Annotated in this window: 21 protein-coding genes and 3 tRNA genes; 19 read left to right on the top strand and 5 right to left on the bottom strand. The window is 71.9% G+C overall.

Annotation, left to right across the window (positions count from 1 at the left end):
- The first annotated feature begins 74 nt into the window (after positions 1–74).
- From AC0VYM_RS25860 to AC0VYM_RS25810, 11 genes are all read left to right on the top strand, one after another.
- Positions 75–602 (top strand): hypothetical protein, encoded by a 528-nt coding sequence (locus AC0VYM_RS25860; RefSeq protein ID WP_475456384.1) that lies wholly within the window; start codon positions 75–77, stop codon positions 600–602.
- Positions 603–754: 152 nt separating this feature from the next.
- Complete coding sequence (locus AC0VYM_RS25855) at positions 755–1,519, top strand: DUF2397 family protein (protein WP_475456382.1); 765 nt, start codon at positions 755–757, stop codon at positions 1,517–1,519.
- A complete protein-coding gene (locus AC0VYM_RS25850) occupies positions 1,519–2,895 on the top strand; it encodes a TIGR02678 family protein (protein WP_475456380.1) in 1,377 nt (458 codons plus the stop codon). The genes AC0VYM_RS25855 and AC0VYM_RS25850 overlap by 1 nt, the downstream gene beginning before the upstream one ends.
- Positions 2,849–7,519, top strand: a complete 4,671-nt coding sequence (locus AC0VYM_RS25845; RefSeq protein ID WP_475456378.1) for an SbcC/MukB-like Walker B domain-containing protein — start codon at positions 2,849–2,851, stop codon at positions 7,517–7,519. The genes AC0VYM_RS25850 and AC0VYM_RS25845 overlap by 47 nt, the downstream gene beginning before the upstream one ends.
- 379 nt (positions 7,520–7,898) lie before the next feature.
- Complete coding sequence (locus AC0VYM_RS25840) at positions 7,899–10,004, top strand: AAA family ATPase (protein ID WP_475456376.1); 2,106 nt, start codon at positions 7,899–7,901, stop codon at positions 10,002–10,004.
- Positions 10,005–10,282: 278 nt separating this feature from the next.
- A tRNA-Thr gene (locus tag AC0VYM_RS25835) sits at positions 10,283–10,358 on the top strand.
- 102 nt (positions 10,359–10,460) lie between these two features.
- A tRNA-Met gene (locus AC0VYM_RS25830) sits at positions 10,461–10,536 on the top strand.
- 101 nt (positions 10,537–10,637) lie between these two features.
- Positions 10,638–10,802 carry a 50S ribosomal protein L33 gene (rpmG, locus tag AC0VYM_RS25825; RefSeq protein WP_026117477.1) on the top strand — a complete coding sequence of 55 codons (165 nt, stop codon included), beginning with the start codon at positions 10,638–10,640 and terminating at the stop codon, positions 10,800–10,802.
- Between the two features lie 158 nt (positions 10,803–10,960).
- Positions 10,961–11,404: a MaoC family dehydratase N-terminal domain-containing protein gene (locus AC0VYM_RS25820; protein WP_475456374.1), complete on the top strand. Its 444-nt coding sequence runs from the start codon at positions 10,961–10,963 to the stop codon at positions 11,402–11,404.
- Between the two features lie 15 nt (positions 11,405–11,419).
- Positions 11,420–11,848, top strand: coding sequence for a MaoC family dehydratase (locus AC0VYM_RS25815; RefSeq protein ID WP_475456372.1), 429 nt, complete (start codon positions 11,420–11,422; stop codon positions 11,846–11,848).
- A gap of 62 nt (positions 11,849–11,910) precedes the next feature.
- Positions 11,911–12,981, top strand: coding sequence for a UDP-N-acetylmuramate dehydrogenase (locus tag AC0VYM_RS25810; protein ID WP_475456370.1), 1,071 nt, complete (start codon positions 11,911–11,913; stop codon positions 12,979–12,981).
- A gap of 9 nt (positions 12,982–12,990) precedes the next feature.
- Here AC0VYM_RS25810 and AC0VYM_RS25805 read toward each other — a convergent pair whose 3' ends face one another.
- Complete coding sequence (locus tag AC0VYM_RS25805; protein WP_475456368.1) at positions 12,991–13,299, bottom strand: hypothetical protein; 309 nt, start codon at positions 13,297–13,299, stop codon at positions 12,991–12,993.
- Positions 13,300–13,684: 385 nt separating this feature from the next.
- Between AC0VYM_RS25805 and AC0VYM_RS25800 the strand changes: the two genes are divergently transcribed.
- Positions 13,685–14,278 carry a TMEM165/GDT1 family protein gene (locus AC0VYM_RS25800; RefSeq protein WP_475456366.1) on the top strand — a complete coding sequence of 198 codons (594 nt, stop codon included), beginning with the start codon at positions 13,685–13,687 and terminating at the stop codon, positions 14,276–14,278.
- 32 nt (positions 14,279–14,310) lie between these two features.
- Here AC0VYM_RS25800 and AC0VYM_RS25795 read toward each other — a convergent pair whose 3' ends face one another.
- The gene (locus tag AC0VYM_RS25795) at positions 14,311–15,360 is read right to left on the bottom strand and encodes an adenosine deaminase (protein ID WP_475456364.1); all 1,050 of its coding nucleotides are present in this window, start codon (positions 15,358–15,360) and stop codon (positions 14,311–14,313) included.
- A gap of 118 nt (positions 15,361–15,478) precedes the next feature.
- Positions 15,479–16,687: a pyridoxal phosphate-dependent aminotransferase gene (locus AC0VYM_RS25790; RefSeq protein WP_475456362.1), complete on the bottom strand. Its 1,209-nt coding sequence runs from the start codon at positions 16,685–16,687 to the stop codon at positions 15,479–15,481.
- A gap of 177 nt (positions 16,688–16,864) precedes the next feature.
- Between AC0VYM_RS25790 and AC0VYM_RS25785 the strand changes: the two genes are divergently transcribed.
- From AC0VYM_RS25785 to rplA, 5 genes are all read left to right on the top strand, one after another.
- Positions 16,865–16,937: transfer RNA gene (locus AC0VYM_RS25785), tRNA-Trp, on the top strand.
- Positions 16,938–17,039: 102 nt separating this feature from the next.
- A complete protein-coding gene (gene secE, locus AC0VYM_RS25780; RefSeq protein WP_378738568.1) occupies positions 17,040–17,294 on the top strand; it encodes a preprotein translocase subunit SecE in 255 nt (84 codons plus the stop codon).
- A 215-nt stretch (positions 17,295–17,509) separates the two neighbouring features.
- Positions 17,510–18,319, top strand: a complete 810-nt coding sequence (gene nusG, locus AC0VYM_RS25775) for a transcription termination/antitermination protein NusG (protein WP_475456360.1) — start codon at positions 17,510–17,512, stop codon at positions 18,317–18,319.
- Positions 18,320–18,600: 281 nt separating this feature from the next.
- Entirely contained in the window at positions 18,601–19,029 is a 429-nt protein-coding gene (gene rplK, locus AC0VYM_RS25770; protein ID WP_049569197.1) for a 50S ribosomal protein L11, read from the top strand.
- Positions 19,030–19,115: 86 nt separating this feature from the next.
- A complete protein-coding gene (rplA, locus tag AC0VYM_RS25765) occupies positions 19,116–19,793 on the top strand; it encodes a 50S ribosomal protein L1 (protein ID WP_017543020.1) in 678 nt (225 codons plus the stop codon).
- 168 nt (positions 19,794–19,961) lie between these two features.
- Here the strand turns inward: rplA and AC0VYM_RS25760 are convergent, their stop codons facing one another.
- Both AC0VYM_RS25760 and AC0VYM_RS25755 read right to left on the bottom strand, forming a co-directional pair.
- Entirely contained in the window at positions 19,962–20,810 is an 849-nt protein-coding gene (locus tag AC0VYM_RS25760) for an SCO4651 family lipoprotein (RefSeq protein ID WP_475456357.1), read from the bottom strand.
- 115 nt (positions 20,811–20,925) lie between these two features.
- Positions 20,926–21,681: a LolA-like protein gene (locus AC0VYM_RS25755; RefSeq protein ID WP_475456355.1), complete on the bottom strand. Its 756-nt coding sequence runs from the start codon at positions 21,679–21,681 to the stop codon at positions 20,926–20,928.
- Positions 21,682–22,056: 375 nt separating this feature from the next.
- Here AC0VYM_RS25755 and rplJ point away from each other — a divergent pair, with 375 nt between their 5' ends.
- Positions 22,057–22,584 carry a 50S ribosomal protein L10 gene (rplJ, locus tag AC0VYM_RS25750; protein WP_475456353.1) on the top strand — a complete coding sequence of 176 codons (528 nt, stop codon included), beginning with the start codon at positions 22,057–22,059 and terminating at the stop codon, positions 22,582–22,584.
- Between the two features lie 97 nt (positions 22,585–22,681).
- Positions 22,682–23,065, top strand: coding sequence for a 50S ribosomal protein L7/L12 (gene rplL, locus AC0VYM_RS25745; RefSeq protein ID WP_475456351.1), 384 nt, complete (start codon positions 22,682–22,684; stop codon positions 23,063–23,065).
- Positions 23,066–23,150 lie beyond the last annotated feature (85 nt).

The raw sequence follows: 23,150 nt of genomic DNA, 5'->3' as shown, positions 1-23,150 counted from the left end.
GCCCCCCGGCGTGTGCCGGGGGGCCTCGCCGCATCCCGCGACAGGATGGTCGCGAACCCAACGGAGGAGGTCGGTTGAAGTCCACACTCGTGGCCGGTGCCCTGATGGTCGGGGCGGTCCTGGCGCTGACGGCCTGCGGTGAGTCCGAGGAGCCCGTCGAGGACCGCCCCACGGCGCAGGACGACGCCCCCGGCACGGACTCCCCGGAGCCCGCCGACGGGCCCGTCGCGGAGGGCGAGGTCCAGGTCCTCAACCTGCACGGAGACGAGGAGGGCTTCGAGGACCAGCGCCCCGAGGTCTACGTCGCCACGGGGTCCACGACCTTCTCCGACATGGAGTGGGACGAGTGGGGCGACACCCGCGCCCGGGGCGAGGGCGAGGTCCTGGGCACCTGGTGCATGGACCAGGGCTGCCAGAACGACCCCTACGACGTGGAGGTGGAGCTCGGGGACCCGGTGGAGGCGGACGGGACCTGGTTCTTCTCCACCTACTCGATCACCGAGTACGACGACGACATGCCCCAGGAGCAGCGGGACGCGCTGGCCGACGCGGACGGCGGACGCCTCACCCTTCCGGCGGCCCCCGACGACCAGTCGACGTGAGCTTCGACTCCGCACCCGCTTCCACGAATCCTCGCAAAGTCGAGAAAACTCTCGAACCCGCTGGTCAGATCGGACGCGGGATGCATTTCAGCGGGGTCCGGGGTGGCCGAACCGGGCGTGGCGGGCCCCGGAGGTCTCTAGTCTGCTGAGTTGTGGGACTCAACCAGTGGGCGGACGACCGCGCGGACGAAGGACAGGGCACCGGTGACCGGCCGGTGCCACGGCACGGCCGCGCCGCTCTGCTGCGCCTGGCGACGTGGTTCGAGGCCGCGGAACCGGAACGCGCGGAGGCGCTGGCCACCGCGGCCTTCGCCCTGCACCCCGCCCGCCACCTGGAGGGGCGGGTGGACGACACGGTCGCGGCCACCACCAGCTGGTGGCACGCCGAGGCCGACCGCAGCGCCGTCACCGAGCACCCCGGGACCCGCCCGCCCGAACCCGTGCGCGACCACCGCGCCCAGCAGGCCCGCCTGCGCGACGCGGCCGAGTCCTCCGCGCACTGGCGCCGAGCCGGTGCCGAGCAGATCCGGTCCCTGCTCACCGAACCCACCTCGGACCGCGCCCGCCTGGACCTGTCCGGCGCCGGGATGGAGGTCCTCATGGAGCTCCTCACCGCCGCGCTCGGCTCCGGTGACGCCTCCCGCCGCCCCACCTCGGCCGGGGACCTGGAGTTCGGGCTGCGCCTGCACGTCCACGCCTCGCCCGGGGCGGAGCTCACCATCCGGGGCGAGGGCGGGGACCTGACGCTGGAGGGCCTGAGCCTGTGCGTCACCTCCTACGAACAGCACGCCGTACCGACGACCGGTGAGCGCCCGCACAGCCTGGAGCTCCCCGTGGTCCCGGCCGCCGACGACCTCCGCGACCCCGACGTGGAGACCACCGGCCCCATCGACATCGCGAGCGGAGGGTGGGAGTGATGGAGACCAGCGCACACACCGAGGACGCCGCCCTCATCGGTGAGCGGCAGGCCGCCGCCCGCGCCCTCATGGCCCGCCCCCTGCTCACCCGGCGCACCCACCCGGCCGAGTTCTCCCTCGTGCGCTCCCACGCCGAGTGGCTGGTGCAGCGCTTCCAGCGGGTCCTCGGCTACCGGCTGACCGTGGCCGACGAACACGCCCGCCTGGTCAAGCGCGGCCTCGTGGACGAGGTGGTCCGCCCGGCCACGAGGTCCACCGGCGCCCGGTTCACCCCCCGGACCCACACCTACCTCGCACTGGCCCTCGCCGTCCTGGTCGAGCAGACCGGGCCCACCAGCGCGCGGTCACTCACCTCCCGGGTCCGCGCCGCCGCCCGCGAGGCCGGGATCGACGCGGACCCCACGAGGGGCCTCGGTGAACGCCGCGCCTTCTGCGCGGCCCTGCACCACCTGGTCGGTCTCGGGGCGCTCACCGAGACCTCCGGGACCGTCCGCGCCCACCAGGCCGACCCGGCGGCCGACGTCGGACTCACGCCGCACACCGGCGCCCTGCGCGCCGTCGCCGCCCACCTGCCCCGGGCCGGCGACGACCCGGACTCCTTCCTCGCCGACGCGGCGGACCCGGACCCCGAGGGCGACCAGGCGGGCGAGATCGGCCTGCGCCGCCTGCTGGCCGAGACCGCCGTGGTCTACCGGGAACACCTCCCCGACCGCCAGCGCGACCGCCTCGCCGCCCACCAGTGGAGGGCCGCCGCCGCCCTCGGCAACCTGCTCGGCTGCGACACCGAGATCCGCGCCGAGGGTGTGGCGCTCGTCATGCCGGACGAGACCGAGGCGACCGCGCGCTTCCCCTCAGACGACCCGGTGGGCCGCACGGCGCTGGCCCTGGTCCGCCACCTCTCCGGCCGCCTGCACCCCGGCCGCCCCGCCACCTCCGTCCCCGTCCCCGACCTGGAACTTCTGGCCGCGCTGGAGACCCTCGGCGGTGAGGACGCCCCGATCCGCGCCGAGTGGGCGCGCGCCGCGGGCCCCGAGATCCCCGATCCGGACCGGCTGGCCGCCCTCGTGCTGGAGCTCCTGACCGGCCTCGGCCTGCTCACGGGAGGCCCCGGGGCGTGGTCGCTCACCGCCGCCGGGGCCCGGTTCGGCGCCGACGTGGACGAGCGCGTCCCGCTGATCCAGGACAATGACGAAGACAGCCGGACACTCCCCGCGCGACCGCGTGGTTCCGGTCAGGACGAACCCGATCCCCAGACCGGCCCCCGAGGCGACCTCGACCGGGTGACGTCCGTGCTGCAAGCGGTGGCGAACGAGAAGGTGAGCGCGACCAGTGGTGACACAGGAGACGATCGAGGCCCCCGGGACGGCTCCGGCTGATCCTGCCGACTCCCCCCGCTACCGCCTGGAACGCGCGGGCATCAGGAACGTGTGGCAGTACGACGACCACGTCCTGGACTTCGCGGAGGGGCGGCTGCTGCTGCGCGGCCGCAACGGCGCGGGCAAGTCCAAGGCCCTGGAGATGCTGCTCCCCTTCCTGCTGGACGGTGACGTCCGGCGCCTGGACACCACCGGCACCAACCGCACCAGCCTGCGCTGGCTGATGGCCGACGACCCCCGCTCCGCGCGCGGTCCGGTCGAGGAGGACACCGGCCCCGACCTGCTCGGGGGCCCCGCCGAACCCGAGTCCGGGGAGGACGGGGAGCCCGCCGACGGCCCGGCGCCCGCCGACGCCAGCTCCGGACCGGCCACCCGCCTCGGCTACCTGTGGGTCGAGTTCACCACCGCGCGCGGCGACCGCGGCCTGGACTCCGCCACCCCCGCGCGCACCCTCGCGCCCGCCGCTCCCACCACCGCCTCCGCGCTGCTCGCCGCCCTCGCACCGGCCGCCGACCCCGAGGACGACGCGGACCCGGCCGCCGACGGCACCGACCCCGCCCGGGCCCCGGCCGACACCGACGACGAGGACGCCCCCGGGGCCCCGCCCCGGCACCTCACCCTCGGGGCCGCCGTCATGGCCGTCGGGGACGCCGACCCGCGCTGCGTGTTCTTCGTGACCGACCGCAGGGTCGGCCACGACCTCGACCTCGTGACCGACGGCCGCCCCAAGCCCGTGGACCGGCTGCGCTCGGAGATCGGCGCCGACAACTGCTTCACGAGCGCCGTCCCCTACCGCGCCCGCGTCATGCGCGACCTGTTCGGGATCGACGACTCCGTCCGCTACCGCAACCTCATCCACCTGCTCTACCGCCTGCGCCGCCCCACCATCGGTGACCGCCTGGAGGCCGGAGAGCTGGTCGGCGTGCTGTCCGAGGCCCTCCCGCCCATGGACGAGTCCGTCCTGGACGAGGTCGCCCGCAACATCGCGGACCTCGAACAGGCCCGCAGCGACAAGAACGGGCTCACCGAGGCCGGAGCCGGGGTCGCCGCCTTCCTCAGCGACTACCACGGCTACCTCCTGCACACCCTGCGCGCCCGCTCCTCGGAGGTCCGCGAGCAGCTCGACGCCTGCACCCGCCGTACCGAGGAGACCGACCGCCTGCGCGCGGAGCTGGACGACCTCATCACCGCCGAGAGCCAGATCGCGGAGGAACGCGACCAGGCCCGCCGCACCCGCGACACCGCCGACGCCGACGACGGCACCCTCGCCACGGCCCAGGGCGCGGCCGCCACCGCCACCACCAACGAGCGCCGCGCCTACGACGCAGCCGTCGGTGCCTACATCCGCGCCGCCGAGGCGGCCTGGGCCGCCGCCGAGCACGCCGCCACCACCGAGTCCCACGCGGTGGAGCGCCTGGGCGAGGACACCACCGCCATCGAGCGGGCCCTGGAGATCCTGCGCCAGACCCACCTCGAAGCCGCGCGCGCCGCCACCGCCGCCGGACTCGACACCCAGGGGCTCGGGCAGGTCCCCGACGCCCACACCACCGTGCACGCCCCCAGGGAGAGCACCACCCGGGTCGACCTCCAGGGCCTGGAACAGGCCGTCGAGCGCGCCCCCGTCGAGGGCGTCGACCTCGCTGACCTGCGCGACCACCTCGGCCGCCTGCACGACCGGCTCACCACCTGCGCCGACGCCGCCGCCGACCGCACCGACCTCGCCACCCAGCTGACCGGCCTCACCACCGCCGAGGCCGCCACCGACCGCCACCTGGTCGCCCTCACCAGCGAGGCGGAGAGCGCCGAGGCGGTCCTGGAGCACACCCACACCCGCGAGCAGGAGGCCATCGCCGCCCTGCGCGCCGAGAGCACCACCTACGCCGACGGCGTCCGCGCCTGGGCGGCCCGGCTGCGGGACTCCAGCCACGCCCACGCCCTCGGTGAGGCCATCCACGAGCTGGAGGGCAGCGTCGAACTGCCCATCACCGACACCCTGCGCGTGCTGGACCCCCAGGTCCCGGCCGCCGTCTCCCGCCTCGCCCACACCGCCGTGGACCCCCTCCTGGAGGAACTGCGCGCCCGCCGCGACGTCGCCGTCAACGAGGAGGGCCAGCTCTCCGACGAGCTGGCCGACCTCGCCGCCCGACGCGCGAGGAACACCGACAGCGCCCCCGAGCGCCCCGCCTGGGCCACCTACCCGCGTCCGGACGGCGACGGCGTCCCCTTCCACCTGGCCGTGGACTTCGCGGACGGTCTCACCCCGCGCGAACAGGCCGGACTGGAGGCGGCCCTGGAGGCCAGCGGACTGCTCTCCGGGTGGATCCGCGCGGACGGCACCCTCTACGACCCCACCACCCGCGATCTCATGGTCACCCCGGCCCGCCCGGCCAAGGGCCGCACCCTCCTGGACGTCCTCGTCCCGGTCGTGTTCCCGGACCGGGGCGCGCACGGCGACAACCTCCGCGCGCTGTTGTCCTCCATCGCCCTGCACTCGGAGACGCCGGGCAGCGCCGAGGACACCGAGCCCAAGCACCGCCGGGACAGCGCCGTGACCACCGTCAGCTCCATGTCGCTCTCCGGCGGCTGGCGCCTGGGCGTGGCCTCCGGAGCCCACTACAAGGGCGAACCGGAGTTCATCGGTGAGGCCGCCCGCAAGCGCGCCCGCGACCGCCAGTCCGCCAACACCGACCGGCGCATGGCGATCGCGGAGGCCCTGCTGGCCGAGGCCGGGGAGCGCCGCTGGGCCGTGGAGCACTCCTACACCGAACTGCTGGCGGTCTCCCGCGACCTCCCCGAGGCCGCCCCGCTGATCCGCGCCTGGGCCACCCTCGACGTGGCCCGGACCGACGTGGCCGCCGCCCGCCGCGCCCACGACACCGCCCAGGCCGCCGCCGAGTCCACCCGAGGCGAACTCCTCGGCATCCGCACCCGGCTGACCGAGGCCGCCCGGGACGAGCACCTGCCCACCGTCCGCGCCGAACTCGACAGCGCCCTGCGCGCCCTGGACCACCTCCGGGTCCTGATCGCCTCGGCCCTGCGCGACCTCGACGTCCTCGCCTGGGAACTGGCCGACCACGAACGCCACGTCGCCGCCTGGTCCCGCACCCGCGCGGCCCGCGTCCTGGCCGAGGACGCCCGCGCCGCGGCGATCGACGACATGATCACCGTGCGCCGCCAGTTCGAGCTCGGTGACCGCGCCCGGGGCGTGGCCCCGGAACAGATCGACGCCGCCCGCGCCCAGGTCCAGGCGCGCGCGAAGGAGGCCGCCGATCGCCTCCCCGAACTCGAACGCGACGCCCAGCGCGCCCGCGACGAACGCGTCAGCGCCGAGGTCCGGCTCGACGTCGCCACCACCGAACGCGCCGAACAGGTCCGCCGCGCCCTGGCGGCGGGGGAGGCCCTGGTCTCCTCCGTCACCACCGTCGGTGACCCCGACAGCCCGGCCGTCACCGGCACCGAGGACACCGTCCCCGACGCCGTGCTGCTCCGCGCCGCCGGGCTGGAGGACTGCGCCGGGAGCGACGCCCCCCTGGCCCGTTACCTGGCGGCCGTCAACGGCGGACCCGAGGTCGAGACCACCGGGCCGGACGAGCGCCTGGCCCTCCTGGCCTCCTTCACCTCGCAGCTGGAGGACGGCCTGGCCGCCCAGGACGGCGTCGACGAGGTCGACGACAGCGCCATCCTCGGCAGCCGCGAGGAGCTGCACCGCCTCCTCACCTCGGTGGGCTGGGCCCAGACCCGCACCGAACCCAGCGAGCCGCGCGGCGTGAAACGCCTCACGGTCCACGACGAGGACGGCGCCCACGACGTCACCTCCTACGCGGAACGCGTCGCGGAGGCGGTCGTGCGCGCCGAGGAGACCGTGGCCGTCGCTGAGGAGGAGGCCTTCGAACGCCACCTCCTGGGCGAGCTCGCCGGACACCTCTCCCGCCAGATCGACGAGGCCCGCGCCCTCATCGCGACCATGAACGACGTCCTCAAGGACGTCACCACCTCCGCCGGGCTCGGCGTCCGCCTGGACTGGAGCCTGGCGCCCGACGCCGGGGCCGACGTCGAGGCGGTCGTCCCGCTGCTGGCCACCCCGGCCGACGAGCGCACCCGGGTCCAGACCACCCGCCTGCGCGACGCCCTGCGCCGCTGCATCGAGGCGATCCGCCGTCTGGACCCGACCGCCACCGGCGGCGCCCAGCTGCGGGCCGCGCTCGACTACCGGTCCTGGTTCACCTTCACCGTCTACGTGACCGACTCCGCCGGGGACGAGCGCCGCCTGGGCCACCGCACCGCGCTCAGCCAGGGCGAGCAGCGCGTCGTCGCCTACCTGGTGCTGTTCGCGGCGGCCGCCGCCCAGTTCGACGCCCTGGCGGCCCGCGCGCCGTGGGCACCGCGCCTGATCCTGCTGGACGACGCCTTCGCCAAGGTGGACGAACCCACGCACGGACGCCTGCTCGGGCTGCTGGTCGAACTCGACCTCGACTTCGTGCTCACGTCCGAACGCGTCTGGGGCTGCTTCGCGAGCGTGCCGAGCCTGAACATCTACGAGTGCCTGCGGGACCCGAACGTCCCGGGCATCGCCACCCTGCACTTCACCTGGGACGGCAGCAGGAGGAGGCTGGTCGGCGTGTGACCCGGCGGCCCCGGCACCGCCGACGGCCTGAGGCGTCGGGTTCCCCGAACACGCCGACGCGCGCCCGCCGACCGTGTCACAGTGGCCTGGGTCACCTCCGGTCCTCGGGGGAGTGAGGCGCCGGAGAGTCCGGGTTCCAGCAAGCACCGAGCAAGACGAGTCACACCGCCAGCGAGGAGCGAGCGTCAGGCGTAGACGAGGATGCCGTGTCGCCTTCTGAACCCGGATCCCTCTGCGAAGGCGCCGAACACGCTCCGAAGCGAAGCGGAGGCGCAATCGGGTACAGACGGGTATCGGGTGCCGTCCGGCGCGCGTATCACCAGCGCGCTTCCTCCCGTCCTGTCCTACTCTGCAGGTGCAGGTTCGAGAACGGAGCGGGGTGGCGAAGGTGACTCGGGGACCCGAGGCGGACACACGCACAGGACGGGACGGCCACGCGGCCGCACCCCAGACCGAGGACCCCACCACCAAGGCACTCCTCGACGCCCTGGCGCGTTCGGGGCTGCCCGAGGCGGTCCGTACCTGGGTCGGCGCCGCCCTGTGGGGTGAGGAGGCGCTGGAGGCGCTCCTGAGGGGTGAGCACATCCCCGGGATCGTCCCCGGGGAGTCGCCCGAGCCGCCGCCCGGACGGGTGCGCCGGGCCTACCTCACCGGCATCCGCGTCCAGGGGTTCCGCGGCATCGGCCGACCGGCCGACCTCACCTTCTCCCCGAGCCCCGGCCTCACCGTCATCGTCGGCCGCAACGGCTCCGGCAAGTCGAGCTTCGCGGAGGCCGCCGAGGCGGCCCTCACCGGCCGCAACCCGCGCTGGGACGCCATGCCCACCGGCTGGCGCGACGGCTGGCGCAACCTGCACTACGACGAGCGCACCGAGGCGACCGTGGACATCCACATCGCCGGGGACCCCGGACCCACCCGGATCAGCCGCCGCTGGACCGGGGAGAGCGTCCGCTCCGCGCGCGGCGAGGTCGTGCACCCCAACGGCGACGTCTCCCCGCTGCGCACCCTCGACTGGGGCGAGAACCTCGTCCGCTACCGGCCGTTCCTGTCCTACGACGAACTCGGCCGCACGGTCACCGGCCGCGCGGCGGAGCTGTACGACACCCTCACGGCGCTGCTCGGACTCACCGGGCTGGCGGAGGCCGAGCGCCGACTGGCCAAGGTCTGCGACGGGCTGGCCCGGCGCCGCGACCGGCCGTCCCGCGAGCTGCGGCCGCTCCTGGACGTCCTGGGCGCCTCCAACGACCCCCGGGCGGTCCAGGCCGTCGGTGTGCTCTCCGCGCCCTCCATGGACCTGGAGGCGCTGCGCCGGGTCGCCTCCGACGACGGACCCAGCGACCCCGCCCTGCACGTGGTCCTGCGCCGCCTGCGCCGCCTGGCCGTCCCCGAGCGCACGCTCATCGCGGACGTCGTCAACGAACTGCGCGGTGCCGCCATGGAACTGGCCATGGCGGCCGGGAGCAAGGGCGACCACGCGCACGGCGTGGTCCAGCTCCTCGAACAGGCGCTGGAACACCACAAGCGCCACCCCACCGAGACCACCTGTCCCACGTGTGCCGCGACCGGGGCGCTCGGCGCCGACTGGGTGCGCCGCGCCAACGCGCAGCTCCGCGCGCTCCGGCCCCAGGCCGCCTCCGCCTCGGCCGCCTACGACCGCGCCTCCGCCGCGCGCGACCAGGCACGCTTCCTGCTCTCCCCGGTGCCGTCCTGGCTGCCGCCGGAGAGCGAGCTCGGTCAGGTGTGGGCGCTCTGGGAGTCCGGCTCCGACATCGAGGACCTCGGGGAGCTGGCCGAACACATCGAGGCCGTGGGCCGCCGACTCCGGGCGGCGGCGGTCAGCGCCCGCCGGGACGCCTCCGAACGGCTGGAGGATCCCACCGAGGGCTGGTCCGACCTCGCGGAACGGCTCTCCGGCTGGCTGGACGACGCCCAGGACGCCGTGGCGGCGAGCGAGACCCTGGGGGCGGCGGAGGCGGCCCTGAACTGGCTGGCCGAGCACGCGCGCGGCGTGCGCGCGGAACGGCTGGGGCCCGTGATCTCCCAGGCGGAGCAGGTCTGGTTCCGGCTGCGCCAGGAACGCCACATCGACCTCCAGGGCATGCGGCTGATCGGCCGGGGCGCCCGCCGGAGGGTCGAGGTGGACGTCTCCGTCGACGGCGTGGACGACCAGACCAGCGCGCCCGGGCTGCTCAGCCAGGGCGAGTTCCAGGCCCTGGCGCTGTCCATCTGCCTGCCGCGCGCGCTGGTGGAGGGCAACCCGTTCGGCTTCCTGTTGCTGGACGACCCGGTCCAGGCGATGGACACCGAGACGGTGGAGGGGCTGGCGGCGGTCCTGGCCGAGGTGGGGCGGCACCGGCAGCTCATCGTGTTCACGCACGACACCCGGCTGTCCGACGCCCTGCGCAGGCTCGGCCTGCCCGCCGACATCCGGACGATCAACCGCGACGCGATGTCCAACGTCTGGCTGGCCGAGCCGAACGGCTGAGACCGGGCCCGGGCCGGGTGCACGGCGTCACATCTGCCCTTTTCCGGGCCCCGGGCCGGACGGTGCGGAGGGCCCCGAGAGCACGTGTGAACCCCTGTCGACCAGGGGTTCCCGTGTTCCGTGCGGAGTGCGGGGGAGGGGGTCGGAGTACGTCCCGGCGGACCTCCTCCGGGGCGCCCGGCGCTCGATTTGGCAGAGCACCCCCGGATCCCTGTATAGTCATGTTCAGCGCAAGGGGGCAACACCCCCGGGGCGGACGAGAGAAAGTCCCACAGCGCGCCCCTTTAGCTCAGTCGGCAGAGCGTCTCCATGGTAAGGAGAAGGTCTACGGTTCGATTCCGTAAAGGGGCTCCACCACTTGACGAGGTTCCGGTCCACTCAGGTGGGTGGCCGGTGGAACTTCACCGGCCTTGACAGAGGGACATCCAGGATAGGATGTCCTTCCGTTCTGATCGGGGCGGGGTAGCTCAGTCGGTAGAGCAAGCGGCTCATAATCGCTGTGTCGTCGGTTCAAGTCCGGCCCCCGCTACCAACCCGCTGACCCCTGAGGCCCAGTACTCAGGGGTCGTCGTGGGTCTCCAGCAGTGTTCAACTGCGCCCAGGTAATGTCTCCAGCGAGAAAGGCACTCCGAAGTGGCTGCCACAGACGTGAGGCCGAAGATCACCCTGGCCTGCCAGGAGTGCAATCACCGGAACTACATCACGCGCAAGAACCGTCGGAACACCCCCGACCGTCTGACGATCAAGAAGTTCTGCCCGAACTGCCGCAAGCACAACGACCACCGCGAGACCCGCTAGGTTCTCCAGGTCCGTCGTCCCCGGCAGGGAGCGGTCGGCTTCTCGTAGACTCCAGCCCGGTGAGCACTTCGCTCACCGGGCTTTTGTTATTGCTGACACGGGCGGCGGGCGCAGCCCCGGCCGCTCCGTGAGCGCACACCGCACAGGAGAGACAGAGCGTGGCGATCAACCCTGACTACCTCGGCCGGGAGTACCCCGCCCCCGAGGCCTACGAGGTGACGCGCGGCAAGATCCGCGAGTTCGCCGAGTCGATCAACGACCTCAACCCCGTCTACCTCGACACGGCCTCCGCCAAGGCCCTCGGGTACGCCGACGTCATCGCCCCGCCCACCTTCCCCGTCATCCTCGGCATGGCCGGGTCCGCGCTGGCCCTGGCCGACCCGGACCTCGGGGTGGACTTCTCCCGGGTCGTCCACGGCGACCAGAGCTTCCGCTACAGCCGTCCGCTCCAGGCGGGCGACGTCCTGAGCACGGTCACCCGCATCACCGACATCAAGGCGCTGGGCGGCAACGAGCTCATCACCATGGAGACGGTGGCCGAGGCGGCCGACGGTGAGCACGTGGTGACGGCGGGCATGATGCTCGTCGTCCGGGGTTCCTAGGAAGCGGGGAAGACTGTGAACACGATCAAGTACGCGGACGTCGAGGTCGGCACCCAGATCCCCGAGCGGACCTTCCCGGTCCGCCGCCTGGACCTGGTCCGCTACGCGGGCGCCTCGGGTGACTTCAACCCGATCCACTGGAACGAGCGGTTCGCCAAGTCGGTCGGCCTGCCCGACGTGATCGCGCACGGCATGTTCACCATGGCCGAGGCCGGCCGGGTCGTCACCGACTGGACCGGGGACCCCGGCAGCGTCGTCGACTACTCGGTGCGCTTCTCCGCGCCCGTGGTGGTCCCGGACGACGACCAGGGCGCCGAGATCACCGTCAGCGGCAAGGTGAAGGCCAAGAACGACGACGGCACCGTCACCGTTCTGCTCACCGCACGCTCCGGTGGGGCCAAGGTCCTGGCCAAGGCCTCTGCCGTGGTCCGCCTGGCCTCGTAGCCGCCCGGCCGCGACCGACCCGCCCGCACCCGCGTTCGTTCTCTCCGCAAGAGGTATGCCCCGTGTCCACGATGCTCGCTGACCACACCACCCTCGGCCTGGGCGGCCCCGCCAAGGCCTTCCGGACCGCCAGCTCCACCGACGAGCTCGTCGCCCTCGTCACCGGGGCCGACCGCGAGGGCGAGCGCGTCCTCGTGCTCGGCGGCGGCAGCAACCTGGTCGTCGCCGACGACGGGTTCCCCGGCACGGTGGTCCTGGTGGCCTCCCAGGGCGTCACCACGACCGAGGCCGGAACCGACCCGGAGACCGGCGAGGAGATCGTCCTGCTGAGGGCGGACGCGGGTGTGGAGTGGGACCCGCTCGTGGAGCGGACCGTCTCCGAGGGGCTCAACGGCGTCGAGTTCCTCTCCGGCATCCCCGGGCGGGTGGGCTCCACCCCCATCCAGAACGTGGGCGCCTACGGCCAGGACGTCAGCCAGACCGTCCGCGAGGTGCTGGTCCTGGACCGCACCACCGGGGAGCTGGTCACGCTCTCCAACACCGACTGCGGCTTCACGTACCGCGACAGCGCCTTCAAGGGCCACGACCGGTACGTGGTGTGCGAGGTCGTCTTCGAGCTGCGCCGCGGGCCGCTGAGCCGCCCCGTCCGGTACGCCGAGGTGGCCCGCACCATGGGAGTGGACGCCGGGGAGCGGGTGCCGCTGGCCCGGGCGCGCGAGGTCGTCCTCGGTCTGCGCCGGGGCAAGGGCATGGTCCTGGACCCCGCCGACCCCGACACCCGCAGCGCGGGGTCGTTCTTCACCAACCCGGTCCTGTCGGCCGAGGAGTACGCGGCCTTCCGCGAGCGGGCCCTCGCGCGCCTGGGCGCCGACACCGAGGTGCCGGGGCACCCCGACGACGCGGGCAACGTGAAGCTCTCCGCCGCCTGGCTGATCGACCGGGCCGGGTTCACCAAGGGCTACGGCGACGGTCCCGCGCGGATCTCGGGCAAGCACACCCTGGCGCTCACCAACCCCGGCGGCGCCACCACCGCGGACCTCCTGGACCTGGCCCGCGAGGTGCGGGCCGGGGTCGAGGAGGCCTTCGGGGTGCGCCTGGTCAACGAACCGGTGATGCTCGGCGTCAGCCTCTGAACCAGGCGGTCACCAGCCGAAGGGCGCCAGCGCCTCCTCGAACTCCGCGAGGCGGTCGGGGCACATCTGGTCGACCCCGATGACGAGGAGGCCGGGGTCACTGCCCTGGTCCATGTAGCCCTCGGTCCAGGCCGCCGCGCTCTCCGCGTCGCAGGCCGACCGGGTCACCCGGGTGACGGCGTCCATGTCGTTGGCCCGGGCCCCGTACGACTCGACCATGTCGCGGTGCGCGTTCTGGTCGTAGACCTCCGCCGCGCAACCGGCCAGGAGCAGCGGTGTCATGAGCGCGCTCATGACCAGGGGTGTCTTGCGGTGCACGGGGGAGCTCCTCGCGTTGGGGAATGTGACCGGAGGGACGCATGAGGCAGGTCACCGGTTGCCAGGATCCCCAGCGTCAGCGGGGCGGCACGGCCCGTGACGATGCGCCCAAGAAATAAGTTAGGCGCATCCAACACCTTTATCAGGCCAACCTGATAAATCAATTCGACAGGTCAATAAATTGCAATCAACAATGGTTCTGGTAATGTCGTGAGCGTCGAAGGGGAGTAGTCCCCAATGCACACGGTCGACACACTGGACGCCGCCGTCCCGGCCGTGTGAGCCCAGCGCAGCGGGCGGACGAGACCTTTGACCCGGTAGGAAACGACCGGGTTGAAGGGGCGTTCTCCGCCTCCTTCTGCCCATCACGGACAGCGGGAGAACCATGTCAGCTTTTCTGATCGGCCTCGGCGTGAGCGCGGGCGCCATCTTCATCGCCGAAATGGGCGACAAGACCCAGTTGGTCGCGATGTCCCTGGCGACCCGTTACCGCGCCCTCACCGTCATCCTCGGCATCACCGTCGCCACCGCCGTGGTGCACCTGGGCAGCGTGTTCATCGCCGAGGTCCTCGGCGCGGCCGTCCCGACCGACTGGCTCACCCTCGTGGCCGGGTTCGCCTTCCTCGTCTTCGGACTGTGGACCCTGCGCGGCGACGAGATGTCCGACAAGGACGAGGAACGCGCGGCCTCCCGCCGCATCCGCTCCGGCTTCATGACCGTGTTCGTGGTCTTCCTCGTGGCCGAGCTCGGTGACAAGACCATGCTCGCCACCATCACCGTCGGCACCCAGTACCACTGGCTCCCCGTGTGGATCGGCTCCACCGTCGGCATGGTCGCCGCCGACGCCATCGCCATCGCCATCGGCGCCGTCCTCGGAAAGAAGCTCCCGGAGCGGGCCATCCGGATCGGCGCCGCCGTGCTGTTCTTCGTCGCCGGGGCGGCGATGCTCGGCCAGGGCGCGTGGATGCTCCTGGCCTGAGCGCGCCGGGCGGGGGGAGACCCCCGCCCCGCTCAACCCTCCACGGGCTCCGGCTCCGCGGCCAGCCAGTCGTCCACCCCGGAGAGCATCTGCTTCTTCAGGGAGTCGGGCGCCCCGGCGCCCCGGATGGACATCCGCGCGAGGTCCGCGAGCTCGGCGTCGGTGAACCCGAACACCTCACGGGCGATCCGGTACTGCTCCACCAGGCGCGGACCGAACAGCAGAGGGTCGTCGGTGCCCAGGGCGATCGGAGCCCCGGCCTGGTACAGCCTGCGCAGCGGAACGCGTTCGAGCTCCTCGAACACCCCGAGGCCCACGTTGGAGGTCGGGCAGACCTCCAGGGTCACCTCCTGGGTCGCGATGCGCTCCAGCAGGTAGGGGTCCTCCACGGCGCGCACCCCGTGGCCGATCCGGTCGGCGTCCAGCTCGTCCAGGCACTCCCGGACGCTGCGCGGGCCGTTGAGCTCCCCGCCGTGGGGCGTGGAGAGCAGCCCCGCGCGCTTGGCGATCCGGAAGGCCGCCTCGAACTCACGCGCGCGCCCGCGCCGCTCGTCGTTGTTCAGCCCGAACGACACCACGCCCCGGCCCGAGTACTGGGCGGCCAGACGGGCCAGGGCCCGGGCGTCGAGCGGGTGCCGGGTCCGGTTCGCGGCCACCATCAGACCGATCGCCACCCCGGTCTCGCGCTCCGCCACCCGGGCGGCGTCCAGGATCAGCTCCAGGGTCGCGGTGAGTCCGTCGAAGAGCGACGCGTACCCGCTGGGGTCGACCTGGATCTCCAGCCAGCCCGAACCGGCCTCCCGCTCGTCCTCCGCCGCCTCCAGCAGGAGGCGGTGGATGTCCTCTGGTCTGCGCAGCACCGAGCGGGCGATGTCGTAGAGGCGCTGGAAGCGGAACCAGCCGCGTTCGTCGGTGGCCCTGAGCTTGGGCGGCCACTCCTTCACCAGCGCCTGGGGAAGGTGCACCCCGCGTTCCTCGGCCAGTTCCACCAGCGTGTCGTGGCGCATCGAGCCGGTGAAGTGCAGGTGCAGGTGGGCCTTGGGCAGCCGGTCCAGCCGGCGGGCGGTGGTCGGTGTCTCCATGAACCAAGCCTGCCGTATGAAGGGCACCGAGCGTGCCAGGAATGGCCAACACCACAACGGCCGACGCGCCCCGGGCCGGAACCCGGGGCGCGTCGGCCGTCGAAGGCGTCCGGCGGGGCTACTCCGCCTCGGCCAGCAGCTTCTGGACGCGGCTGACGCCCTCCACCAGGTCCTCGTCGCTGAGCGCGTAGGACAGGCGCAGGTAGCCGGGTGTCCCGAAGGCCTCACCGGGCACCACCGCGACCTCGGCCTCGTCCAGGATGATCTCGGCCAGCTCGGCGGAGGTGTGCGGGGTCCGGCCGCGGATGCTCCGGCCGAGCACGCCCCGGACCGACGGGTAGACGTAGAAGGCGCCCTCCGGCACGGGGCAGAGCACGCCGTCGATCTCGTTGAGCATGCGCACGATGGTCCGGCGGCGGCGGTCGAAGGCCTCACGCATCGCGTCCACGGCGGTCAGGTCGCCGGAGACGGCGGCCAGCGCGGCGGCCTGGGAGACGTTGGCGACGTTGGAGGTGGCGTGCGACTGGAGGTTGCCCGCCGCCTTCACCACGTCCTTGGGGCCGATGATCCACCCCACCCGCCAGCCGGTCATCGCGTACGTCTTCGCGACACCGTTGACGATCACGGTGCGGTCCGCGATCTCGGGCACCTCGACGGGCAGCGAGGAGAACTCCGCGTCGCCGTACACCAGGTGCTCGTAGATCTCGTCGGTCAGCACCCACAGGCCGTGCTCGTGGGCCCAGCGGCCGATGGCGCGCACCTGCTCGCGCGGGTAGACGGCGCCGGTCGGGTTCGACGGCGAGACGAAGACCAGGACCTTCGTCCGCTCCGTGCGGGCGGCCTCCAGCTGCTCGACACCCGCCCTGTACCCGGTGCTCTCGTCGGTGACGACGACGACCGGCACACCCCCGGCCAGCTTGATCGACTCCGGGTAGGTGGTCCAGTACGGGGCGATGACGAGGACCTCGTCGCCCGGGTCCAGCATGGCGGCGAAGGCCTCGTAGATGGCCTGCTTGCCGCCGTTGGTCACCAGGACCTGGGCGGGCTCCACCTCGTAACCGGAGTCGCGGCGGGTCTTCTCCGCGATGGCCGCGCGCAGCTCGGGCAGCCCGGCGGCGGGGGTGTAGCGGTGGAAGCGGGGGTCGCGCGCGGCGGCCACGGCCGCCTCGACCACGTAGTCCGGGGTCGGGAAGTCCGGCTCGCCCGCGCCGAAGCCGATGACGGGGCGGCCCTCCGCCTTCATGGCCTTGGCCCTGGCGTCCACCGCGAGGGTGGCGGACTCGGAGATGGCGCTGATACGTGCGGAGACGCGGGGTCGGTCAGTCATGTCTCCATCGTGTCACGTGCGCCTTCGCGGCTCCGGGCCGGAGGGGGAACCGGTTTGTCCATAGCCGTGATGAGGGCGTACACTCACCGCGTCGGCCGGTCGCGTGCGGGTGTCACATCCACAAGGGTGTGCGACAGCACTCCGGACCGGCTATGGTGGGGAACGCAGTTTCCGCTAAGGGCAGTGGCTCAATTGGCAGAGCACCGGTCTCCAAAACCGGCGGTTGGGGGTTCGAGTCCCTCCTGCCCTGCAAGTCCGCGCGTGGTCGGGGTGGCGCATCCGTCGCCGCCCCGATCGCGAGGGCGACGGAACTACGGGGATACGAAGCAACCCGCGACCCTAAGGACCCCAGGTGACTCAGACTGACGCCGACGCGAAGCCCGACAAGGAGCCGAAGCGTCGTACCGGTCCGGTGACGTTCACCAAGCAGGTCGTCGGAGAACTCCGCAAGGTCCGCTGGCCCACGCGCAAGGAACTGGTCACCTACACCATCGTCGTGATGGTGTTCGTCGTGATCGTCCTCGCCTACGTCTCCCTCGCCGACTTCGCCTTCGGTGAGGCCGTGACCTGGCTCTACGGCACCTTCGGCCGTCCCGCCGGAGCCTAGCTCCCACCCCGTGCGCCCTCGCGGGCGCCCTCGACGGTGGCCGTGCCCACCTTCACCCGGTTCCTCCCGACCGGACCTCGTCCGGTCACGCTCGTCCGCGCGTTGGTCCCGCTTCGCCCGGAGAGACCGTAAGCTGGCAGGACTGGGTTCGACGCACGGCCGGTTTTCGGTGTGCGTCGTGCGCACTAGCGAATCCGACGAGAGAAAGAGCAGCCGTGTCCGAGTCCCCACTGACCTCTGACGACTTCCCCGAAGAGGAGCCGGATCAGTCGTCGGCGGAAGAGACCGGCCTGGCGGGCGAACTGTCCGAGGAAGCGGTCGAGCCGACCGACGCCGACAGCCCGGAGCAGACCGAAGAGGCCGACGAGAGCACCGAGGACGCCGATGAGGCCGACGCGGAGCCCGAGCTGCCCCGTCTCGACCCCGTCGAGGAGTTCCGCAACGAGCTCGTCCTCCTGCCCGGCGACTGGTACGTCGTGCACACCTACGCGGGCTACGAGAAGCGGGTCAAGGCCAACGTCGAGAGCCGTACCCAGTCCCTCAACATGGAGGAGTACATCTTCCAGGTCGAGGTGCCCGAGCACGAGGTCACCGAGGTCAAGAGCGGCAAGCGCCAGCAGGTCACCGAGAAGGTCCTGCCCGGCTACGTCCTCGTCCGCATGGACCTGACCGACGAGTCCTGGTCGGCCATCCGCAACACCCCCGGCGTCACCGGTTTCGTGGGCCTGTCCAACAAGCCCGCCCCGCTGAGCCTCACCGAGGTGGCCAAGCTCCTGGCGCCCGAGCCGGAGGAGGAGCCGGAGCAGACGCAGCAGGCCCGGTCCGCCGGCGGCGGCTCCGAGTCCCGCTCCGACGTGGCGTACGAGGTCGGTGAGTCCGTCACCGTCATGGAGGGCCCGTTCGCGACCCTGCCCGCCACCGTCAGCGAGATCAACGCCGACACCCAGAAGCTCAAGGTGCTGGTGTCGATCTTCGGCCGCGAGACCCCGGTCGAGCTCTCGTTCAACCAGGTCGCCAAGATCTGACCCTGTGGGGCCTTTCCCACAACCCGCCCGGACCACTGTCCGGGCGACGTAGACTTGGTGGGTCCGTCCCTCGCGGGACGGGCCCACTGTCGCGCTGTACCACCCGGGTGCGAACCCGGGCGGAACGCGCTCCGGTCCGTCCGGTCCCGACGGACCGTGACCCCGTGCCCCCGGCACGGACAGCCTCCTTCGGCAGCGGCTCCACAGCGGTCCCCGTGGCCCGTGGCGTCGTGGGGGAGGCAGGGATCGGCACACAACGCAGATCAGGCAAAGGACCCGATATGCCTCCGAAGAAGAAACTTGCCGCACTCGTCAAGGTGCAGCTCCCCGCCGGTCAGGCGACCCCGGCGCCGCCCGTCGGTACCGCTCTCGGTCCGCACGGCGTCAACATCATGGACTTCTGCAAGCAGTACAACGCTGCTACGGAAGCCCAGCGCGGCAGCGTCATCCCCGTCGAGATCTCCATCTACGAGGACCGCTCCTTCACCTTCATCACCAAGACGCCTCCGGCGCCTCGGCTGATCCTGAAGGCCGCCGGGCTGGACAAGGCCGCCACCGACCCGGGTCGCAGCACCGCCGGTTCGATCACCGCCGACCAGGTCCGTGAGATCGCGCAGACCAAGCTGCCCGACCTCAACACCGACGACATCGAGGCCGCGTCCAAGATCGTCGCCGGTACCGCCCGCTCGATGGGCATCGAGGTCAAGTAGCTCCCCTCGGGGTTGCTCGACGGCAAGAACCACCGTGGCAGGGCCAGCGCTGGCCCTAGGACCACACGTTCCCGTAGGAGAACAGCGTGAAGCGCAGCAAGAACCACCGCAAAGCCAACAACCTGGTGGACCGCGACCGGCTCTACAGCCCCGCCGAGGCTCTGAAGCTGGCCAAGGAGACCACCAACGTCAAGTTCGACGCGACCGTCGAGGTCGCCCTGCGTCTGGGCGTCGACCCGCGCAAGGCCGACCAGATGGTCCGCGGCACCGTGAACCTGCCGAACGGCACCGGCAAGACCGCTCGGGTCCTGGTCTTCGCGACCGGTGAGCGTGCCGAGCAGGCCCGTGCCGCGGGCGCCGACATCGTCGGTGACGACGACCTGGTCGAGAAGGTCCAGAACGGCTTCCTGGACTTCGACTCCGTCGTGGCCACCCCGGACCTCATGGGCAAGGTCGGCCGCCTGGGCCGCGTGCTCGGTCCGCGTGGCCTCATGCCCAACCCGAAGACGGGTACCGTCACCCCGGACGTGGCCAAGGCCGTGACCGAGATCAAGGGCGGCAAGATCGAGTTCCGCGTGGACCGCCACGGGAACCTGCACTTCATCATCGGCAAGGTCTCGTTCGACGAGCCCAAGCTGCTGGAGAACTACCAGGCCGCGATCGACGAGGTCAACCGCCTCAAGCCGTCCGCCGCCAAGGGCCGCTACATCAAGAAGGCCGTGGTCACCACCACGATGGGCCCGAGCATCCCGCTCGACGCCTAAGGCTGTTTCTCTTTGGGCCTCCGCTTCGCTTTGGCCTGGGGCTCGGGCCTCCGCTTCGCTTTGGCCCGGGGTTCGAGCCTCCGCTTAGCTTCGGCCCGAGGTTCGTGACACGAGAACGGCCCCCGCACTCCCTGAGGAGTGCGGGGGCCGTTTCCGTGTGCGGGGGTGTTACACGGTGCCGATCTCGTCCTCGGCGGGGATCTCGAAGGAGGTCGAGCCCAGGGCGGAGAACTCCATCCAGACGTCGGACTCGTCGTCGGAGAACTCGATGCGCATCGGGAAGCCGTCGGCGTCCAGCCAGAGCTTGGTGTCCAGGGTGCTCTCCAGGCCGCCGCCGAACAGCTGCTCCACGGCGCCGCGCTCCTCGGCCGACATCTCGGAGATGTCACCGGTGGACATCGAGCCCTCGACCACGGTGGTCTCGACGCCGTCGATCTCCTCGGTACCGACCTCGGTGACGTCCTCCAGCTCGGAGAAGGCACCGGCCAGGTCCGGGAGCGCGTCGACGTCGAAGCTCTCGGTCGGGTCCGCGTTCTCCTCGACGTCGCCGCGCAGCCACGGGGTGCCGGAGCCGTAGAGACCGTGGGGGTCGGCCATGAGGGTGTCGCCGCCCTCCAGGAGGAGGACGGTGGAGGCGCTCAGGTCCTCGGCGGTGACGCCCTCGGGGAGCTCCCCGCTCATGGACATCAGGTCGTACATGGTCTCGCCCAGGAAGGGCATGTCCACGGTGGCCAGGACCGCCGCGGGGTCGTCGATCACCTGGTAGTTGAAGGTGACGGTGACGTCGCCCTCGGCCGCCGGGTCGACGGTGACGACCTCCATGTCGAGGGTGTAGTTCGTGAGTTCCTGGGTGCTGGCGCCCAGGTTGTCCAGCAGGTCGCCCAGAGAGGAACCGGCGGGGGAGGCCTCGGCGGTGTCGCCGCCGTCAGCCGCGGGCTCCTCGTTACCGCAGGCGGTGAGGGCGAGGAGCAGGGAGAGGGAACCGGCGGCGATGAAGGCCGGAGTGCGGGTGTTCACGCGTACGTGTGCTTTCTCTAAGAGGGCGCGTCAGAGAACGGGGACGCCCAAGTAAGTCATCATGTTCGCATGTCAGACGGACATTTCCGGCAAACGGTTCCCGAGAGGGCGGGAGTCAGTTCCGGGCGGGCTCGCTGACCTCGTCGCCGTTGGGCACGTGGAAGCTCGTCCCGCCCCGCTCTGAGAACTCCAGCCACAGCGACGAGACGGGGCCGGCGGACTCCATCCGGACCGGGAATCCCTCGGCGTCCACCCAGACGGACACGTCCAGGTGCCCCGAGACGTCCTCGCCGAGCAGGGGCGCGAGAGCGGCCCGCTCCTCGGACCCCGTGCCGTCCGCCAACGCGGGCAGGACCCCGTGGAGGGGGAGTGTCCCGGTGTCCCCGACGTCCTCGGCCGGGCCGGACTCGGCGCCCTCCATCCCGGACAGCAGCTCGACCAGCCCGGTCAGGGAACCGAGGTCGAACACCTCGGCGGGGGACGGCGAGGGGAGCAGGGCGTCGCCCCGGACCCACTCGGTGGGGGCGCCCAGCAGGTCCTGGGAGTCGTGCAGCACGGCCTGGCCACCCTCCGGGAGGACCACCACCAGTTCGGGGCCCTCGGGTGTCCTCAGCGTGGCCCGCACGGCGGCGGGGGAGTCCGACACCTCGTAGGTGAGCAGCGTCCCGGCGCCCTCCTCGGACCGAGGCCCGAAGCCCAGGTCGAGTGTGTAGTTGTCGGTCCGCGCGGTGGCGTCGGCCAGGGCGTCGAGCAGCGCCCCGGTGTCGGCCTCCTCGTACCAGGGCGGGTCGGCGGAGGGGAAGAGCGCGCACCCGGACAGGGAGAGGGACAGGGCACAGGCCAGGACCAGGGCGGAACGGGGGGATTCCACGGGGGAGGGGACTCCTTCGGAGCGGGGGGCTCGGGTCCCCCATCGTGTCATCCCGGCCCTCCGGGGAGGGTGGGAGCGCGGCACGTGTCCGTCATCACCCGATCCGTATCCGGACGGATGCCCGAGCACTCCGATCCGCGGCTAGTATTGGTACTTGCCGAAGACCGCTGGTCGTCACCCGCTCGGGTGACCCAAGGACCCATTGATGGGCGCCCGCGCAGGTGTCACCAGAGCTTTCCCGTTCCGGGACGTGCCAGCCACGTACTGAGAACGCGGTCGTGCCCCGTGCGCCTCGCGCTCGGGGCTTTTTCTCGTGCTGACGCCGATCATGGAGCCCTTGGGAGTCAACCAGCGTTCACTGTTGGAAGGAGTCCCATGGCGAGGCCGGACAAGGCAGCCGCGGTCGCCGAACTCACGGAGGAACTCCGTGCGTCGAACGGCGCCGTGCTGACCGAATACCGGGGGCTCACTGTCGCGCAGATCACTGAACTGCGCCGCAGCCTCGGTCAGACAGCGCGTTTTCGCATCGTCAAGAACACGCTGACCAAGATCGCGGTCAAGGAGGCCGGCGTCGACGAGCAGATCACCGATCTGCTCGAGGGCCCGTCCGCCATCGCCTTCGTCCACGGGGACGTCGTCGAGGCCGCGAAGGGTCTGCGTGACTTCGCGAAGACGAACACGCCTCTGGTGATCAAGGGCGGCATCATCGACGGCAAGTCGATGAGCGCCGAGGACGTCACCAAGCTGGCCGATCTGGAGTCCCGAGAGGTTCTCCTCTCGAAGCTGGCCGGTGCGCTCAAGGCCAAGCAGGGCCAGGCCGCCGCCGTCTTCCAGGCGCTTCCCTCCAAGACTGTGCGTCTCGCGCAGGCCCTGGCGGACAAGCGTTCCGAGGAAGCCGCTTAAACCCCATGAACCACGGCGGGTGCTCACGGCGCCCGGCCACTGGCTCGCACGATGCGCCATTGGGCGCGCGTGTCGTTAGAGAAAGAGAGATCGCATCATGGCGAAGCTCAGCAACGAGGACCTGCTTACCGCGTTCGAGGGCATGACCCTCCTCGAGCTCTCCGACTTCGTGAAGCTGTTCGAGGAGAAGTTCGACGTCACCGCCGCCGCCCCGGCCGCCGTCGTCGCCGCCGGCCCCGCCGGTGCCGCCCCGGCCGCCGAGGAGGAGAAGGACGAGTTCGACGTCGTCCTCGAGAGCGCTGGCGACAAGAAGATCCAGGTCATCAAGGAGGTCCGCGGCCTCACGAGCCTGGGTCTCAAGGAGGCCAAGGACCTCGTCGACAACGCCCCGAAGGCTCTGCTCGAGGGCGTCAACAAGGAGGCCGCCGAGAAGGCCAAGGCCGCCCTTGAGGGCGCTGGCGCCACCGTCACCCTCAAGTAGTCCTCCGCGGGCGCCAGTCGCCCGCTGGTCTGCGTGAAGCGGCCGTTCCTCCCTCAGGGGAGGGGCGGCCGCTTTCTCGTGCCCG

Source organism: Nocardiopsis sp. iso_237 (assembly GCF_056173345.1).
This window is presented reverse-complemented; position numbering and strand designations above follow the sequence as displayed.